Raw genomic sequence first — 16,706 nt, forward strand, 5'->3', positions numbered from 1 at the left:
AGCGTCCGACCTCGCCAGCCGGTAGGCGGCTCCGGCCAGCAGCAGGACGGTCCAGCCGAGGAAGACCAGCAGCCCGGCGCCCGGTGACAGGCTGGTGGCGTCGTGGATCAGGGCGAACATCGACTGTCCCGCGTTGCTCGGCAGGTACGGGCTGATGTCGCCCTGCCAGGAAGCCGGCAGCAGCGAAATCAGGCCCGGGATCAGCATGAGCGCCCCGACCAGGACCGAAATGCCGCCGGCGACCGAACGCAGCAGGGCCCCGAGCGCGACGCCGATCACGCCGACCAGGCCCAGGTAGAGACCGGCGCCCAGCAGGCTGCGCAGGACACCCGTGTCCGACAGCGTCATCGCCGCGGGCGTCCCGGACACGATGGCGCTGCCGAACACGAAGGCGAGGAGCGCGCCGATCACGCCGACGAGCAGCGCGACGACGCCGAACACCGCCGACTTGGCCCACAGCACGGGCAGCCGGCGCGGAACCCCGGTCAGCGTCGAGCGGATCATGCCGGTGGAGTACTCGCCGGCGGTGACCAGCACTCCCAGCACGCCCAGCGCCAGTTGCGCGAAGTTCGTCCCGAAGAGCGACAGGTTGAGGGCGGTGGCGCCGGCGAAGTCCTCGTCGAGGGGCTGGCCGGAGCCGATGTTGGACTTGTACCGGGCGGCGGAGATCAGCCCGAACGCCACCAGGAAGACCAGGCCGAGGCCGAGGGTGATCCAGGTGGAGCGCAGGGACCAGAGTTTCGTCCACTCCGAGCGCAGGACGTGGCGTCCGGTCACGCGGTAGGCCGGGCGGGTGGCCCGGGCAGCGGGGGCTGTGGGTGTGGTCAGGGTGCTCATGCCGCGCTCCCGAGTGTGTCGAGGCCGGTGGTGGCGCCGTGGTATTCGACGGCGTCGCGGGTCAGGTCCATGAAGGCGTCCTCGAGGGAGACGGTCCGGGGGGAGAGTTCGGACAGGGCGATGCCGTGCTCGGCGGCCGTGAGCCCGATGGAGCGGGCCGAGAGGCCGCTGACCTGGAGTTCCTCGGAGCCGGTGCGGCCGGCGATCTCGACGCCCGGTCCGGCCAGGACCTCACGCAGCCGGCCCGGCTCGGCCGTGGCCACGTGCACGGTGTCGCCGCCGGCGTTCCGGACGAGGTCGTGGACGGTGGTGTCGGCGAGCAGCCGTCCCCGGCCGACGACGATGAGGTGCTCGGCGACGAGGGCCATCTCGCTCATCAGGTGCGAGGAGACGAAGACGGTCCGGCCGTCGGCGGCGAGGTCGGTGAGCAGGGTGCGGATCCAGAGAACGCCCTCGGGGTCCAGGCCGTTGACCGGCTCGTCGAGGATGACCGTCGCCGGGTCGCCCAGCAGGGCCGCCGCGATCCCCAGCCGCTGGCCCATGCCGAGGGAGAAGTTCCCCGCGCGCTTCTTCGCGACCGACTGCAGCCCGGCCAGCTCGATCACTTCGTCGACCCGCCGGCGCGGAATGCCGTGGGTCTGGGCCTGCGCGAGCAGGTGGTCGAACGCCGACCGGCCCGGGTGCACCGACTTGGCCTCGAGCAGGACCCCGACTTCCTGCAGCGGCGCGCGGTGCTCGGCGTAGCGGCGCCCGTTGACCGTGACCGAGCCACTGGTCGGCGCGTCGAGTCCGACGATCATCCGCATCGTGGTCGACTTGCCCGCGCCGTTGGGCCCGAGAAATCCGGTGACCGTGCCCGGCCGGACGGCGAAGTCCACTGTGTCCACCGCGGTCTTTTCCCCGTACCGCTTCGTCAGCTGGTGTGCCTCGATCATCGCTCATCCCCTGAGATCCCGGACCGGACAGCCCGGTCCGTTCGCTTCTCCACGCTAAGGACGGCACCGGGGAAGATCGTGGTACCGGAGGAGGGAATCCGGCGCCCCCCGTGGTACCGCGGTACTACGGGTAGCCACGCACTCCCGTCAGGACGCACTCCTCGTCAGGCCGCCGTCGACGTAGGTGGTCGTGCCCGTCACGTACGAGGCTCGAGGCGAGGCCAGGAACGCGGCGATGTCCGCGAACTCGCGCACGGTTCCCCAGCGCCGCAACGGAATCTCGTCGGTGAGGCGCGGCGGCACCCCGTCCGGGAACACGACGTCCCGGCGCGGGGTGGCGATCCGGCCCGGGGCCAGGGTGTTGACGGTGATCCCGTCCGGTCCCAGCTCGGTCGCCAGTGTCTTCAGGTAGCCGTGGATCCCGGGCCGGACCGCGTTGGAGGCGGCCATCTGCGGGGTGGGTTCCCGGACTCCGTTCGTCGTGATGGCCAGGATCCGCCCGCTCGAACTCCGCCGCAGGTGCGGGACGCCGGCCTGCACGAGCCGGACGAGCGGGAGCAGCACCGTCTCGGCGGCCTCGACCACGTGCTCGGCCGTCAAGTCGAGGGCGCTGCTCGGTCGTGGCCCGCCGCTGTTCCACAGCACGATGTCCAGCCCGCCGAACCGCTCCACGGTTTCCGCGACCACGCGCGCGGGCTCGGCCGGCAGGTTCATGTCCGCCGGGACCGCGTGCGCCCCGATCCTCGCGGCGTGTTCGGCCAGCACGTCCGCGCGCCGGGCGGTCATGACGAGGTTGGCGCCCTCCGCCGCCAGGACTTCGGCGATGCCCAAGCCCATGCCGGACGACGACCCGCTGACGAGGGCGGTTCTGCCCTTCAGCTCCAGGTCCATGGCGATTCTCCTTCAGTCCGCTGCCTCATGCGGGCGAAGGTATCTTCGAGATACCGGTATCTTCAACGAAACCAGGAGGAGCCAGGCCATGGGCGCCGCTCACGAACTGCTCGCCGCCCGGTGCCCGAGCTGGGCGGTGCTCGATCTGATCGGCGAGCGTTGGGTGCCGACCGTGCTCAACGCCCTGGCCCCGGGGCCGATGCGGTTCACCGAGCTCAAGAAGGCCGTCGACGGCGTGACCGCGAAGGCGTTGACCGAGACGCTGCGCACCCTGGAACAGGACGGGATCGTCGACCGGGTCGAGACGGCCTTGGCGAAACCCCCGAGGGTGGACTATTCGCTGACCCCGCTCGGCCGGTCGCTGTTCGAGGTGGTCACCCCCGTGCGGGAGTGGGCCGAGCAACACGTCGGTGACATCGCTGAGGCGCGTCGCCGGTACGAGCTGGACACGCCCGAGGACGGCGGACTTTACTGACCAGATCGGTCATTTGGTCAGTATATGACGGGCGTCACTTCGGTGGTGGCGCCCGGGGCAGTCGTGCACGCGCATCCACCGGCGGTGTCGCGGCGGATCTGGCCGGCGTCGTCACCCGGGCAGCATCAGGCCGGGCTCACGCGGGGGTCCCGTCAGCGGTCAGGCCGTACCTGCGCAGCCGGGCGAACAAGCGCGGGTGTTGCCGCGCCACCAGGTCCATCAGCCGGCTCGACGCGAACAGGTTCCCGGCGGTCACTTCGCGCTTGAGCCCTTCCAGGTCGGCACGGTGGAAGAGCACGTTCGCCAGACCCGCGGCGGCCTGGATGTGGCCGGCGTCGGCCAGGTGCCGCAGTTCGCCCGAATCCTCCTCGGCCACCAAAATCCGCACCAGCCGCTCGAGGGCGGGCACGTCACCGTGGTCCACCCGCTCACGAATCGCCGCCAGGTCTCCGCGCTCGGCGAGCAGCTCGGCCAAGACGGCCGAGGCTCGGCCGTCTCCGTCGTCGGCCTGCTCGCGCAGGCCCGCGACGTCACCGCGGTCGGCCAGCACGTCCAGGACACCCGCCGCGGCCAGGGTGTTGCCCGCTCGCGCCAACCGGCGCAGGCCTTCCAGATCCCCTCGGGTGATCATCGCGGACAGGAACGTCCTGGTCGGAACCAGGGCTCGAGCCGACTTGCCGGAGAGCGGGGAGACCCAGTCCCGCCGGCGATCGGGACGGTCGACGCCCGGGCCCGAAACCGGCGGCAGCTCAGGCGCGGCAGTTCGCGACCTCAGGATCCGGTGGACGGCATTGAGCACACCGACTTCCGCTCTCGTGAAACCCTCGAACGAGTGCGGATCGAACCCGGCCGTCCGCTCGAGCTCGCAAACCAGCGATTCGGCTCCCGGCCGGTGCGGCGCGTCGAGCGCACCGACCAGGACCGCGATCGCCTCGTCGCTTTTCCCGCTCTTCGCGAGCATGCCGGCCAGCGCGTGCACCGCGTCGAGGTCTCCCGTGCCGGCCCAGTGGCGCAGGCCGGCGACATTGCCCCAGGACTCGAGGAACGAGATCACATAGCGGCGCGCGGGCACGTCTCCCCGCTCGGCCCGGTCCTTGAGCCGCTCGAAGTCTCCCCGGTCGGTCAACAGGCGGGCGATCTCCCACGACGCGGCGTCGTTTCCGGCCGCGGCGTAGTCCGCCAACCCGGCGATGTCGCCTTTCCTGCCGAACAGATCCACCAGCCGCGCGGTCGCTTCGACATCGCCCACGTCGGCTCGCGCGCGGAGGCCGGTGATGTCCTCGTTGCGCGCCAGCACCTCCACCAGTCCCGACGCCGCACGGGAATCACCGTGCCGCGCCAGCTTCGTCAGCTCGGCGACATCACCTCGGGAAACCCACAGCCGGACGAGGTGGTCCTGCGCCCGGCGGTCGCCGTTGCCGGCCTCGATCCGGAGCTTGACCAGATCCCCGCGTTTGATCAGGAGATCGACGTAGTACTTTCGCGCCTGGCTGTCACCGGCATCCGCCCGGAGTTTCAGCTCGTCGAGATCACCCCATTCGGCGAGCAGTTTCGTCAGCCACAAGGCGGCCTGCGAATTGCCCGCGTCAGCCGAGATCTTCAGGCGGTGGAAGTCGCGTGCCTGCGCGAGTACCTGAACCAGCTCGTGAGCCGCCCAGCTGTCCCCTTGATCCGCTCGGGCCTGCAATGCTTCGACATCGCCCTGCTGGGCCAGCAGAATGGCCAGCCGTTGCGCGGACCGTTCGTCCCCGGAGTCGGCGGTGAACCGCAACAACGGCAGCGCGTACCGGTACAGCAGGCGGCTCTGCGCACTCTCCGAGACCCGCGACGCGTCGTCCGGGCTGACCGCGTGCGCCACGAGTGCTTCCCACAGCTGCGCCGGGGGCCGTTCCCGTCGGCGAACCCTGGTCGCGTACTGCAGGAGGTAGTCGTGCAGCCGGTAGCCGTCGGGCGACCCGATCCCGGCGGTCGACCGGACCGGCGTCAGCGCACGGATCCCGTGTGCCAGTTCGGTGGCCTCCGCGAGCGCTGCGGCGAACCAGCCCTCCGCGGCAACGCGCAGTTCCGGCGTGAGATACCCGGCTGCCGCCTGTTCGAGCAAGGCGCCGGGCAGCGCGGAGTCGAATCCCATCCGGGTCGCGTCCACGGCCGCGAGCAGCACCGCCTTGGCGTGCTCGTCGACCAGTGTCGTGAACCGGTCGACGACGAGGGGGCCGCCCGCCAGGACCTGGGCGATCCGTTTCGTGGGGCCGCCCGCTTCGAACGCCGCTCGCAGCCGGGGGTCGGTCGAGACCTTCCGGAGCAGATGGTCTTCGTCCGGACCGGTCAGCCCGCTGAAGTCCTCCACCACGGTGATCTTGTCCGCGAGGGCGAGCAGGTTCCGGGCCGCCGAATGCGCGTCACGAGGGCGCGCGCCCGGTGTCCGGGTGAGCGTGAGCCACCAGTGCGGCCACATGCTCCCGATGACGACGAGGTGGTCGCCTCGATGGCTCGAAGCCGCGAGCTGCCGCCGCAAACCTGCCGCGACGGCCTCGCCGTTGAGACCGTTCACGTAACGCTGGAAGTCGTCGAGCCAGAGCACGGTGTTCGACGGGACACCGTTTTCGAGCAGCGCCGCCAGCTCGTCGGCGTCTTCCGGCGCGATCAGGGAGGAGTCCGGGTTCGTGCGCACAATCGCTTCGTAGCAGGCCCGGGTCTTCCCGATGGACGATCCACCGACCAGGATCACCAGCTTGGCCGAGCGGTGTTCACCGGTGAGCGCGGAAACGATGGTTTCGTCGTGGTCACGCCGGATGTACGGCGTCAGGACGGCGGGCCCGATGCGGGCGTCGTCGCGTTCCGGACCCAAGTGGATCGCGCGGTGAATCCCCAGTTCCGTGGGGTCGATGTCGAGAATCGTCCGGACCGGTCCTTGCGGCGTTCTCGGCCGGGCCGCCGGGTGCACGTGCATCTCGACCCGGGCGTGATCGCCGACCACGACCCCTTGACCGTGGTCGATCCGCACCTGCCGCGGGTCCGGTTCCCTGGTTCGGTCCACGGTTCTCCGGCCGTGCCTACTGGTTGCCGAAATCGGAGGTGGCGTGGGTGCCGTCATCGGCCACGGCCGCCACGATCGGTTCGGCCATCGGATCGGTTCCCTCCGGTTCGCTGCCCTGACACTCGACTGAATCGGCCGCCGAGGGGCCGGAGTTACGGCGGCGGGCTGGAATGTCAGTCGGCGAAGGTGAAATTGGCAACGGTGTGATCGCCGACGACGACGCCTTTGGCGTTGTCGGCGTACACGGTGAACTTGCCGGCGGTCGAGTTGCCCGAGTCCAGTGCGCTCAGCACCGTTTGGGCCGCTTCGGCCAATTCGGCGACTTCGGCCGGCTTCGCGGCCGCCAGGATCTCGATGAGGTCCTGGCGGTGCTCCGCGGGGTCGGCCACCAGCTGTTCGACGGTGGTACCGGTCTCGGCGCCGTTCGTCCGGCCGGTCTTGAGAACTTTCAACGTCCGGGTCCGCAAGGCGGTGTAGGAATCCTTGACGGCCGAGGTGGCGGTGTCCTTCAACCCGGCCGCCGCGCCGGCCGTCAGGGCCGTCAGCACCACGTCAACCAATTCGGTCGTCATCCGCCACCTCGTGTTCGGCTTCGTCGTCACCACCAGTATGCATCGCGGGGGCCGGAACACGACCCGCGCGCCGTGGGCACCGAGGTCACTCCACCAGGACGTTCTTGTAGAAGAGGTTGGCGTAGCGGTTGACGTTGTCGACGCTGCTGCGTGAGCCGAAGCCGAGGAAGAGGCGGGTTTCGCCGTCGGCCGTGCGGTAGACCGCCATGCCCTCGGGTTCGCGCCAGACGAGGGACTCGCCGGCCCGGGTGATCGCGCGTTCCTTCACCTGGCCGGTCTTCATGTCGACACGGGTGACGTAGGAGTCGATGTCGGCCGCGTCGGCGTGGCCTTCGCCGTCCAAGATGTACAGGGAGCTGCCGAGGATCGTGTAGCCCTGGAAGACGGCGCCGGAGGGGCTCAGCGTCGGCTGGGGGAAGTGGGCCAGTGGCTCGGAGAAGTCGCCGGCGACGGCCTTGGCGAGCGGGAACACGCTGAACCACATCCGGCCGCCTTCGTCGCGGCGTACGACCATCCGCTGGTAGACAGGGTCGGTGGCGCAGGTGATGTTTTTGCTGCCGGTGAGGTACTTCTTCACCGCCGGGGTGCCGCCGTTGACGAATTTGAAGCGGGCGAGGGCGGTGCCGCGGGATTCGGTGGTGGTTCCGTCGGCGTCGCACTCCATCCAGAGGTAGGAGGAGGTGCCGACGGGTTCCACTCCCAGTGACACGCCGTGCCCGGCGTGGTTGACGTGCATCGAGCCGAGCAGTTCGCCGGAGAAGCTGAGCTGGCTGACGCACAGGTCGTCGCCGGAGGTGCCGTTTTGGGCTTGCACGATGAAGAGGCGCCGGTTGACGTTGTCGAAGGCGAAGCCCTGCATGACGTGGTGCGATTCGTGCAGCATCTTGCTGCGGAAGAGGTCATAGGACGGCTTGGTGATGTCGATGTAGGGCGACGCGGGGAGTTCCTCGGCAGCGGCGGCGGTCCCGGCGAGCAGCGCCCCGCTACCGAGCGCGACAGCGGTGGCGGCCCCGGCGCGGAAGAGCGAACGCCGGGAAAGCGTGAGATCGGGAAGGAAGTTCTGTGGCACGGCTCGTCTCCTGGATCGGGTGGATGGCGAGCGACCCTGCCTTGGCGCTGTACACGAGACGTACAAACCGCAGCTGCCCGGTCATGCCGTGATGAGCCGGCGTTCAGCCGAGATCTTGGGGGTGCAGCACGATGCGCCCGTGGGTCTTGCGGTCGGCCAGGGCCTGATAGGCGTCGCGCACGGCGGTGAGGGGATACGTTGCGGCGATGGGGATGTGCAGGTCGCCGGTGGCGGCGAGGGCGGCCAGTTCGGCCAGCGCCGGGAGGCCGCCGGCGTCGGTCGTTCCGAGAGCTTTGACGCCCTTCTCTTTCGCTCCGCGGTAGTCGACGACGGTGTCGATGCGGTCTGCCGGAACGCCGAGGTCGATGGCGAGGTCGAGGTAGCCGCCACCGACGGTGTCGATGAAGGCGTCGGCCCGGTCGGTCGTGGCGAGGATCCGTTCCTGTTCCCCGTCGCCGTACTGGACGGGCTCGATGCCGTGGTGCCGGAGCAGGTCGAAATGTGCGTCGCTGGTCAGGCCGATCACCGTCGCTCCGGCACGGAGCGCGAGCTGGGCGGCGGTGAATCCGACGCCGCCCGACGCGCCCGAGATCACGATGGTCTCGCCCGGCCGGGGTTCAACTGCCCGGATGGCACCGAGGCCTGCCATGGGTGTGGTGCAGAGCGAGCCCGCCACGTCCCAGGAGAGGGCTGGAGGCTTGCTCACCAGCTGGTCTGCGGGGATGGCGACGAGCTGGGCGTGGGCGTCCCAGCTCTGGAGCCGGCCCAGCACCGCGTCACCGATGGCGAAGCCGAGCACGCCGGCACCGACCGTGACGACTTCACCGGCGAGATCGCGGCCCGGCGTGTACGCACTGCCGTGCAGCGCCGGTAGCGCCCCGGGGTTGAGCGCACCGGCCTCGACCCGCACCACGACCTCGCCCGGGCCGGCCACGGGTTCGGGGAGGTCTGCGAGGTAGATCCCGTCGATGCCCGAAAAACGGTCATAGCGTACTGCTTTCACGATGTCTCCCGGTTTGCGAGTGATCCTTGCTCAGCTGCGGCGCAGGAGCGGCAAGAGGATGTCGTCGACGAGGTGCTCGACGAAGGCGGCGTCGCACGGCTCGCCCACGACCACGATGCGGTGCACGATCAGCGCCGGAGCGACCTCGGCGAAGAGCGTGGCCGCCCCGGGTGCCAGTCGCTCGGCCGCTTGGCGAAGAAGTCCGTCCGTCATCGCGGTTTCGTCCCGCCGTAGGATCCGCCGCATCGCCTGGGCGAGCCGGGCGTCGTTGCGCATGCCGGTGAACACGGCCCCGAGCAGTCCCACGTCTTGTTCGGAGATGCTGCGCGCGAGCCATGCCGCCAGGGAGTGCACGACTTCCCGGAGGCTCTCTCCGGCAGGCTGTGGGGGCTGCGCGGGGGAGCGGCGCTCGACCGCTGCGGCGACCAGCGCGGCCTTGTCGGGGTACCGGCGGTAGATCGTCGTCTTCGCTGCCCCGGACCGCCCGGCCACCGCCTCGATCGAGAGCTGCTCGTATCCCACCTCGGTCAGCAGTGACAGTGTCGCGTCGAGAATGGCCAGGTCACGGCCGGAATCCCGCGGCCGTCCCATCGCCGGGGGCCGAATCATGCCGCTGGACTCCGAAGTCCCCACGCCGCACCATCACTTTCGCTACGCTACCGTTTCGTATCGAAAGTACCTTGGTTCGATCCTCACCTGCAAGTGGTGGCTTGCCGCGCCGGCTCAGTGGGCCACGGGCCCTTCCTGGTCGATCGGGTGGACGGCAGCCTGCACCGTTCGTTTGACAGGTCCTGGGAAATCACTCACAGCGCACATCCCGCCGGATCGCCGTCGGCGCGGACGACGGTGTCGAGTTGCCGCAGCACACGCGCCGCATCGCCAGCACGTCCTTGCCTCCGATAGAGCTGAAGGGCCTGCTGTGAAATGTCGCGAGCGTGGCGCACTTCGCCCTGCGCGGCATGGGCGTGGGCGATGTTCACCAGGGTGTCGGCTTCGAGGTAGTGGTTTCCCAGGCGGCGGAACAGACTCAGTGCGGCACGGTGGTGTTTCAGGGCGTTGGCGTGGTCTCCGGAGTGGTGCGCGATGAGTCCCAGCGTGTCGAGCGTGGCGGCCTCACCGCCGACGTCCTGGTTTCGCCGGAACAGGTCAAGTGCCTGTGCGCAGGGTTCCAGGGCTTGGCTCGGACGACCGAGCCGAGCCTGGTACCAGCCGACCGAGTTGAGCGCTCTGGCCAACCAGACAGGGTTGGCCAGGCCACGGTAGAGGTCGAGCGCATGCAGTGCGTGTTCCAATGCTTTGCGGTCGTCCCCGTGCAGTGACCAGGCCCAGGCGAGTGCGTTCTCGGTGTGGGCACGTTCGTGGACGTCACCGCTTCCTTCGGCCAGGTCGTGTGCCCGGCTCAGGTGCCGCACAGCCTCGGTGTGGCGGCGGGCCTGGGCGTAGGCACGTCCCAGGCGGCGGTGGGACCGCCCCAGCAGTCCCGGCTGGCCGAGGTGCTCGGCTGCGGCGACCCCGGCCAGCCAGGTGGTGATGTTGTCGTGGAGGTGACCGCGCCGCCAGTGGAAGTTGTCCAAAGCCCACGCCAGCTGCCACACCTCGATGTGGTGGTGCCGCTCGACGGCCAGCCGCTGCAACGCCAGCAGGTTGGCGTGTTCAGTGTCGAACCAGCTCAGCATCGCCGCTTCGTCCGCCGGCGGCCGTGGGGCGCAGCCGGGCGGCGGGTGCCCCAATTCAACGGGTCGGCGTTGCGGGGCGAGCAAACGTTCGCCGACGTGGGCGATGTGGACATAGTGGCTGACCAGCCGACCCAGTGCGGCGTCGTGGTCGGCTCCGCGGTGCTCCAAACCGTAGAGCCGCACCAGGTCGTGCATTCGGAAGCGGCCCGGAACGTGCTCGTCCAGCAAGGACACGCGGGTCAGAGCACGCAGCAGCGTCCAGGTCTGGTCCGAGGCCGGCCCCAGGGCGCATGTCACCGCGGCCGCATCGATGTCCGGCCCTGGTGCGGAGCTGAGCAGCGCGAACAGGTCTGCCTGCGCCGGGGTCAGGGCGGCATGGGACCAGGCAATGGTCGCTCGCACGCTGGACTGGGGATCGCCCGCGTCCAACGCGCCGAGGCGGGTAGCCGTATCCCGCAGGTCCCGCGCCCACCCTTGCAAGGGTGAAGACGGCTGGGCCGCAGCGCGGCTCGCGACAATCCCCAGCGCGAGGGGAAGCCCCACGCACCGACCCAGCAGTTCGGCCATCGCTTCCGGCTCGGCCGCCACCCGCTGTGGTCCCAGACGGTGGGCGAGCAGGGCGCGGGCATCGTCGTCGTCGAGGACGCCGAGTCGGAACATCCGGGCACTGCTCGCCGCGGCGAGCCCGGTCAGTCGGTCGCGACTGGTCACCAGCACCGTGCACCCGCCGGTTCCGGGCAACAACGGGAGGACCTGCCCGGTGTCGTGGACGTTGTCCAACACGATCAACATCCGCTTGTCGGCGACCAGGCTCCGGTACAGGCCGATCAGTGCGTCGAACTCGGTGGGAACACCCGCAGGGGGCACCCCGAGGGATACGACGAAACCACGGACCGCGGCGGCGGCGGGGAGAGGGGCGTCCTCGGGGCTGAACCCTCGCAGATCGATGAACAACTGGCCGTCCGGGTACCGGTGCAGGTTGCGGTGCGCCCAGTGCAGGGCCAGCCAGGTCTTGCCGATCCCGCCCATACCGGTGATCGCCGAGACGGTCACTGCGTCACTCGTGTTCAAGGCGTCCAGGCGGGTCAGTTCGTCGTGGCGGCCGACGAATGGCGCCGGCGCACCCGGCAACTGACGCGGCACGACGGAGGGGTGAAAACCGCCACCGGCGGGCGCGGCGGCAGGGGCGGTGCCGGCGGCCAAGACCTGTCGGTGCGCGAGTTGGAGGGCAGTGCCGGGTTCGGTGCCCAGTTCCTCGACCAGTCTTGTCCGGATTCGGTGGTAGTGCTCCAGCGCATCGGCGGTGCGCCCGCTCTGGTGCAGCGCCAGCAGGTACTGACCCGCGGCCCGCTCGTCCAACGGGTGCCGCGCGGTTCGCGCGGCCAGCTCGGCCACCAGCTCGCCGCCTTCCCCGGCGCGTAGCCGGGCCTCGGCCAGGTCGTGCTGGGCAGCCAGTCGTTCCTGCCCGAGCCGGTCACGTTCTGACTCGACCCACTCCCCGTCCACGCCGGTCAACGCCGGCCCCCGCCACAGCGCGAGCGCGTCGGTCAACGATCGCACGGCCCGTGCCGTCGACTCCGGCGCACAACTCACGCTGGTGCACAGCTCCCGAAATCGGTACAGGTCGACCACCGTTTCGGCGGCGTCGGCCATCAGGGCGTAACCGCCCGACCGGCGCACGATCGCCACCCTGTCCGTGTGCGCCAGCGTCCGGCGCAGCCGGGAGATGTAGCTGTGGAGCGTCGCCCGGGCCCGTCGTTCCGCAGTCGCCCCCCAGACCCGCTCGATCAATCGGTCCACCGGCACCACGCGGTCCGCGTCGACCGCCAACGCGGCCAGCACACACCGCTGCCTGGGTGGCCCGAGATCCACCGGCCGCCCGTCAACGTCCGCGCTCACCTCGCCCAGCAGACGCAGACTTACTGCCACCGCTCCAACCACCGTCCCGGTTCCCGGATGCCGTCGCCAGGACAACAGACATAGCGGCTTTGAGCAGCGCAATGCAGAAACGCTGCAAGAAGTTCACACGATCGGCCGCTCAGAGTAAGACTCGCGGCGAGGCTGTCAGGCACAGCGTGGAAGTCCCAGCACCGGACAACCCGCCCGCACTGCACCGATGGTTGACACCCAACGCCGAGGGGGCGCTGGGAGCGACCGCCACAACCGATCGAAAGAACACGCGATGCCGGACCGAGACGCCATCCAGCGCGATGGAGCCGGCCGCGCGTCGACGACAGGGAGAATCGCATTGAAGTCAAGTTCGCCAGAACTCCGCGGCGCCGAATCCACACAGTGCTTGCTCAGCTGCCGAACGTGGGCACGCAGCCGGGCAAGCACGATCGAAACCGGGCCGATCAGCTGATCGGCCCGGACGACGTCAGCGGCGTTGACGAGCAGTGCGACCAGCACGGTGCGTGGCGTGATCTTCGGCCGACCACAGCCGAGGAAGCGGAGAGTGCGTAGTGGGATGGTTCGCTGTTGCCCTGGCGGTGGTCCTCGCACAGCCGGCCGTCGCCGTCTCCCCGACGGTCGCGGTCGGAAAGCCCAGCGATGCGACGATCAGGGTTCGAGTGGTCCGCAAGTTCGAGACGCGTGTCCGGGTTCACTGCGCCGCCGTCGTCGGCTCTCCGAGCCGCGCTCCTGTCTGTCAAACGATTCGGGCGCCTGTTGTGATAACCGTCGTCTATCTCGATCAGGCCCTCTCGCCAGTACGACCGACGCCCGGTCAGGCTTGATCGAGTGTTCGACAGGTGGCTGCCTCATCGGCAGACGTCGGCACCCGTTATTCAGGCAGGGCGTTCTGGGCCATGCGCTGCTGTCCGATCCGGGCCGCCTGCCGCACGACGGAGAACCCGTAGGCGGTCATCTCACGCTCGTAGCCGGCCAGAGCCTCGGCCAGGGGCAGACAGCCGTCGACGACCGCCTTCAGCGCGCGACCGAGGAGGGCGCCATCCCGCATCGCGACGTTGGCGCCTCGCCCCAGAGTGGGGGTCATCGCGTGGATCGCGTCACCGAGCAGGGTGACGCGGGCAGGCGCGTCCAACGTGGCCGGCACACTGGTGTACATCTCGACGAGGAAGAACGAGCCCGCGTCCGCGCTCCCGACGAACTCGGCGGCACGGCCAGGCCAGTCCCGGAGGAGTCCCGCCGCGATCTCGCGGAGTTGCTCGCCTGGCAGCGCACGCATCGCCGCGGAGGTGGCCGGGAAGAACTCGTGGCGCCCACCGACGATGCTCACCACGTAATCGTCCTGATCGGCGATCCTCATCCCCGGGGCGAACCGCTGGGCGGCCTGGGCGGGAGAGGCCGGGAAGCGCACCGAACCGAGCCCGAGGAAGACCTTCCGTTCGTCCGAGGCGATCGTGAAGACGTCGGTGAGGGTCTCGACCGGTACCAGTGGCTCGGCGACGGCCATCGGCAGGCGTCCGTAGATCGCGGTGATGCCCGCGTCGACGGTCTCGCATCGCGGGGCCCGGTGCCGGCGGACGGCCGAACGGATACCGTCCGCGCCGACCAGGACGTCACCGCGAGCCGTGGAGCCGTCGGTGAAGTACGCGGTCACGCGATCGGCGGTGTTCTCGTAGCGCTGCACCGTCTTGCCGAAGTGCACCGCGTCCTCCAGGCCGGCCAGCAGGACCTGGCGCAGCGTCGCCCGGTCGACGTTCGCGTGGCTGGCGGGGCCGTCGTGTGCGGGCCAAGCCTGGCCGTGGTCATCCCGCGTCGGCACGCGTTTGAGGACCGACAGGTCGGTGCCCAGGATCGTGGTGAACGGCTCGGTGTACTGGGCCGTCGCCTCGAACACGGCGTACAGCGGGGCTGGGAGCACCTCCCGCGCGGCGTTGATCGCGTCGGCGTCCAGGTGCAGGCGGTAGCCCTGCGGCCGGTCCCACGGGCCCGCGTCGCGTTCGAAGACCGCGACGTCGATTCCGTTTCCCCGCAGCGACTGGGCAAGGGTGAGGCCGCCGAGACCGGCGCCGACGACAAGAACTTTCAGCTCAGGCATGATCCGTCCCTTGTGCGCGATCGACAAAGGACGTACAGGCGGCCCACGACCGGGCACTTGCACGAACACCGGAGCGTCACCCGGACTACCTACCGGGCAGTGGCTTTCGCACGTCGCAACGGATCGTAACCGCCGGTGGCGCGCTCGACAACCACCGCTCGTCGGCAGAAGAGTGCGTCGCCGGACCGCGGTCACCGGTCCGAGAAAGCGGACACGTCTGGCACGTGAGGTAAACCCGATTGCTTGCAGAAGCCGTCCGTCGACGACGCGCTCGTTGGCATTAGCGCGGGTCTCGGTAGTGAGGTCAGCGGTATGAGCCATGGATCATCATGGGGAAACCCGTGGCCGCGGCAGGTGGCTTCGACCTACCATCACGATGAGCCCGCCCAAGGCGCATCTACCCGGTAAGGGTGCGTCCTGCCCGTCGCATGGTGAGGGTGGCAGCCCGTTCGAGCCGGGCCGGGTCCGGGGAACTCACGCCTCGACGGGAGGTGTCGGGGTTCCCGCCTCGCCGCGTTCACCCGCACGGACGGGCATCGTCACAGCTCACGATCTCGGCTCAGGGTGTCCAGGAGCCGGCGAAGAGTGTCATCTCGACGCGGTCCGGCTCGCCGCCGAACTCGGGACGAGCGGCTTGGTCGGTTGCCCAGCGCAGGTAGGCCAGCCAGGTGCTGGTCCACCAGGCGGTCCGGTACTTTCCGGCCGGTCCCGCCGATGTGGGCAGCCGGCCCGCCACGACCCGGTCCAGGATCAACGGCTGGATCCCGTCTTTGCCGCGGCGATAGCCAGTGAAGTAGAGCAGCTTGGTGAAGAAGGCAGCTCCGAGTCCGGAAAGCTTCGCGGTGGTCGTGAACCGCCCGTAGCAGTCCTCGAGCACGGCCGGAGTGACTGCGTCCGAACGCAGTCCGCCGAGCGCGGCTTCCAGCCGCTCGCCGGCCTGTTCCTGGACGAGGATGCGGCCGGTCCGGAACGGCCCGTACCCGCGGATCCCGTGGCCCCAGGCCAGAACACCTGCCGCGAGTTGCACGCTCGAGACGTCCCGCGTACGCCAGCGCTCGGCGAGGGCGAAGACCTCGTTGCGGCAGACCTTCCCGCTCGTGGCGAAGTTCGCCGGCCAGGTGGCCGGGGGGAGTCCGGCTGCCCATCGCGTCGCGTTGACCGGGATCGGACCCGGCTCACCGGGAAGCGCACCATATGCCACGAGCACGAAGTCGCCGGGGAGCGGACGTTCATTACAGCTCACGGCCTCGCCGGACGGTGATCGCCGCTGCGGCTACGGCTGGGCGTGATCTTCGCGGCCAGAACCGGCGAGCCTGGCAAGTCCTTCTGGCCCAGGCGCTCCGTCATGCGTGGGCCGGGCGGTGATCCGTCTCTGTCGGAGGAGTTGATCGGCCGGCAAGCGGTCTGACTCCAGGCCAACGCGAGACAGAGAAATGTTCGCCCTGGAGGACGTTGCACCATCCAGTCACGTGGGTCGAGGTGGGCGCCGCACCCCGATCTTCTCTGGGCCACCGGTCACGCCGGGTCTGCGGCTGTCGATGCACGAGGGATCCCGGATCGTCGACGTGGCCGATGTCGTGGAGGTGGTCCCGCTCATCCGGTGACATCGTGTTCTTCGATGTCATGGTGTGGATGCCGTGCACGCCACCCGTGCGGGCTTCGTCCGGAAGACCTGGCGTACCACGCCGATCCACCACAGGAAAGTCAGCGCGATGACGGTGGGGTTCTTCAGGAACAGCAGGATGGCCAGGTAAGTCTGCCGGGCGGACTCGGGCAGCAGTTTCGACAAGGCGTCTTCGGCCAGGATCTCGAAGGCCAGGTAGGCGGCGCCGAGGAACGCGCCCTGCCACAGCAGGCTGCGCCAGTGGTTTCGCGCGAACGCGCGGCCTGCGCTCAGGCGGAGCGTCCGGTCGCGCATCGCGATCCGCCAGACGGCAACGACCAGGGCGATCCGGGCGGCCAGCACGACGACCTCGGAGGCGAGGGCGGCGCCGTGGGGGATCTGCGCGGTCCAGTTGACGACGATCAGCCGCTGAACCGACGCGACGGACGAGAGGCCGAGCACCAGTCCGAGGTGCTCGGTGTAGCACTGCCAGGTCCATCTCGGTACCTCGAGCGCCAGTTTCAGTTCGCTCATGACTGCTCCGATATCTCAGTGTATGAACAATTTAGTTCAATGTACTGAAATATCCGGTCGGGTAAAGTGAC

At 69.5% G+C, this 16,706-nt stretch carries 13 protein-coding genes; 1 reads left to right on the plus strand and 12 read right to left on the minus strand.

What is annotated here, in order from left to right:
* From ACFVYA_RS22785 to ACFVYA_RS22795, 3 genes are all read right to left on the minus strand, one after another.
* A partial coding sequence (locus ACFVYA_RS22785) for an ABC transporter permease (protein WP_387047689.1) occupies positions 1 to 837 on the minus strand: 837 nt, incomplete at its 3' end.
* Positions 834 to 1,772 (minus strand): ATP-binding cassette domain-containing protein, encoded by a 939-nt coding sequence (locus ACFVYA_RS22790; RefSeq protein ID WP_387047691.1) that lies wholly within the window; start codon positions 1,770 to 1,772, stop codon positions 834 to 836. The genes ACFVYA_RS22790 and ACFVYA_RS22785, both read right to left, overlap by 4 nt.
* Before the next feature lie 147 nt (positions 1,773 to 1,919).
* Positions 1,920 to 2,663, minus strand: coding sequence for an SDR family oxidoreductase (locus ACFVYA_RS22795; protein ID WP_387047693.1), 744 nt, complete (start codon positions 2,661 to 2,663; stop codon positions 1,920 to 1,922).
* 88 nt (positions 2,664 to 2,751) lie between these two features.
* On the opposite strand from ACFVYA_RS22795, the gene ACFVYA_RS22800 reads away from it, so the two are divergent.
* Entirely contained in the window at positions 2,752 to 3,138 is a 387-nt protein-coding gene (locus tag ACFVYA_RS22800) for a winged helix-turn-helix transcriptional regulator (RefSeq protein WP_387047695.1), read from the plus strand.
* 136 nt (positions 3,139 to 3,274) lie between these two features.
* On the opposite strand, the gene ACFVYA_RS22805 is transcribed toward ACFVYA_RS22800, so the two are convergent.
* The 9 genes from ACFVYA_RS22805 to ACFVYA_RS22845 all read right to left on the minus strand — a co-directional run bounded on the left by ACFVYA_RS22805 (position 3,275) and on the right by ACFVYA_RS22845 (position 16,635).
* Positions 3,275 to 6,175: a hypothetical protein gene (locus ACFVYA_RS22805; RefSeq protein WP_387047697.1), complete on the minus strand. Its 2,901-nt coding sequence runs from the start codon at positions 6,173 to 6,175 to the stop codon at positions 3,275 to 3,277.
* Between the two features lie 173 nt (positions 6,176 to 6,348).
* Positions 6,349 to 6,747 (minus strand): hypothetical protein, encoded by a 399-nt coding sequence (locus tag ACFVYA_RS22810; protein WP_387047698.1) that lies wholly within the window; start codon positions 6,745 to 6,747, stop codon positions 6,349 to 6,351.
* A gap of 85 nt (positions 6,748 to 6,832) precedes the next feature.
* A complete protein-coding gene (locus ACFVYA_RS22815) occupies positions 6,833 to 7,816 on the minus strand; it encodes a teichoic acid biosynthesis protein C (protein WP_387047700.1) in 984 nt (327 codons plus the stop codon).
* 103 nt (positions 7,817 to 7,919) lie between these two features.
* Positions 7,920 to 8,819 carry an NADP-dependent oxidoreductase gene (locus ACFVYA_RS22820; RefSeq protein ID WP_387047701.1) on the minus strand — a complete coding sequence of 300 codons (900 nt, stop codon included), beginning with the start codon at positions 8,817 to 8,819 and terminating at the stop codon, positions 7,920 to 7,922.
* A gap of 30 nt (positions 8,820 to 8,849) precedes the next feature.
* Complete coding sequence (locus tag ACFVYA_RS22825; protein WP_387047702.1) at positions 8,850 to 9,452, minus strand: TetR/AcrR family transcriptional regulator; 603 nt, start codon at positions 9,450 to 9,452, stop codon at positions 8,850 to 8,852.
* Positions 9,453 to 9,622: 170 nt separating this feature from the next.
* On the minus strand, positions 9,623 to 12,436 hold the full coding sequence (locus ACFVYA_RS22830) for a BTAD domain-containing putative transcriptional regulator (protein WP_387047703.1): 2,814 nt from the start codon (positions 12,434 to 12,436) through the stop codon (positions 9,623 to 9,625).
* An 841-nt stretch (positions 12,437 to 13,277) separates the two neighbouring features.
* The gene (locus ACFVYA_RS22835; protein WP_387047705.1) at positions 13,278 to 14,498 is read right to left on the minus strand and encodes an FAD-dependent oxidoreductase; all 1,221 of its coding nucleotides are present in this window, start codon (positions 14,496 to 14,498) and stop codon (positions 13,278 to 13,280) included.
* Positions 14,499 to 15,057: 559 nt separating this feature from the next.
* A complete protein-coding gene (locus ACFVYA_RS22840) occupies positions 15,058 to 15,705 on the minus strand; it encodes a hypothetical protein (RefSeq protein WP_387047706.1) in 648 nt (215 codons plus the stop codon).
* 414 nt (positions 15,706 to 16,119) lie between these two features.
* Complete coding sequence (locus ACFVYA_RS22845; RefSeq protein ID WP_387047707.1) at positions 16,120 to 16,635, minus strand: hypothetical protein; 516 nt, start codon at positions 16,633 to 16,635, stop codon at positions 16,120 to 16,122.
* Positions 16,636 to 16,706 lie beyond the last annotated feature (71 nt).

It is taken from the genome of Amycolatopsis sp. NPDC058278 (assembly GCF_042881395.1).
GTDB lineage: Bacteria > Actinomycetota > Actinomycetes > Mycobacteriales > Pseudonocardiaceae > Amycolatopsis.

Excerpts from the sequence above, each read along its gene's own strand:
- ACFVYA_RS22835 (WP_387047705.1), bottom strand. The coding sequence starts at position 14,498 with ATGCCTGAGCTGAAAGTTCTTGTCGTCGGCGCCGGTCTCGGCGGCCTC.
- ACFVYA_RS22790 (WP_387047691.1), bottom strand. The coding sequence starts at position 1,772 with ATGATCGAGGCACACCAGCTGACGAAGCGGTACGGGGAAAAGACCGCG.
- ACFVYA_RS22795 (WP_387047693.1), bottom strand. The coding sequence starts at position 2,663 with ATGGACCTGGAGCTGAAGGGCAGAACCGCCCTCGTCAGCGGGTCGTCG.
- ACFVYA_RS22810 (WP_387047698.1), bottom strand. The coding sequence starts at position 6,747 with ATGACGACCGAATTGGTTGACGTGGTGCTGACGGCCCTGACGGCCGGC.
- ACFVYA_RS22800 (WP_387047695.1), top strand. The coding sequence starts at position 2,752 with ATGGGCGCCGCTCACGAACTGCTCGCCGCCCGGTGCCCGAGCTGGGCG.
- ACFVYA_RS22845 (WP_387047707.1), bottom strand. The coding sequence starts at position 16,635 with ATGAGCGAACTGAAACTGGCGCTCGAGGTACCGAGATGGACCTGGCAG.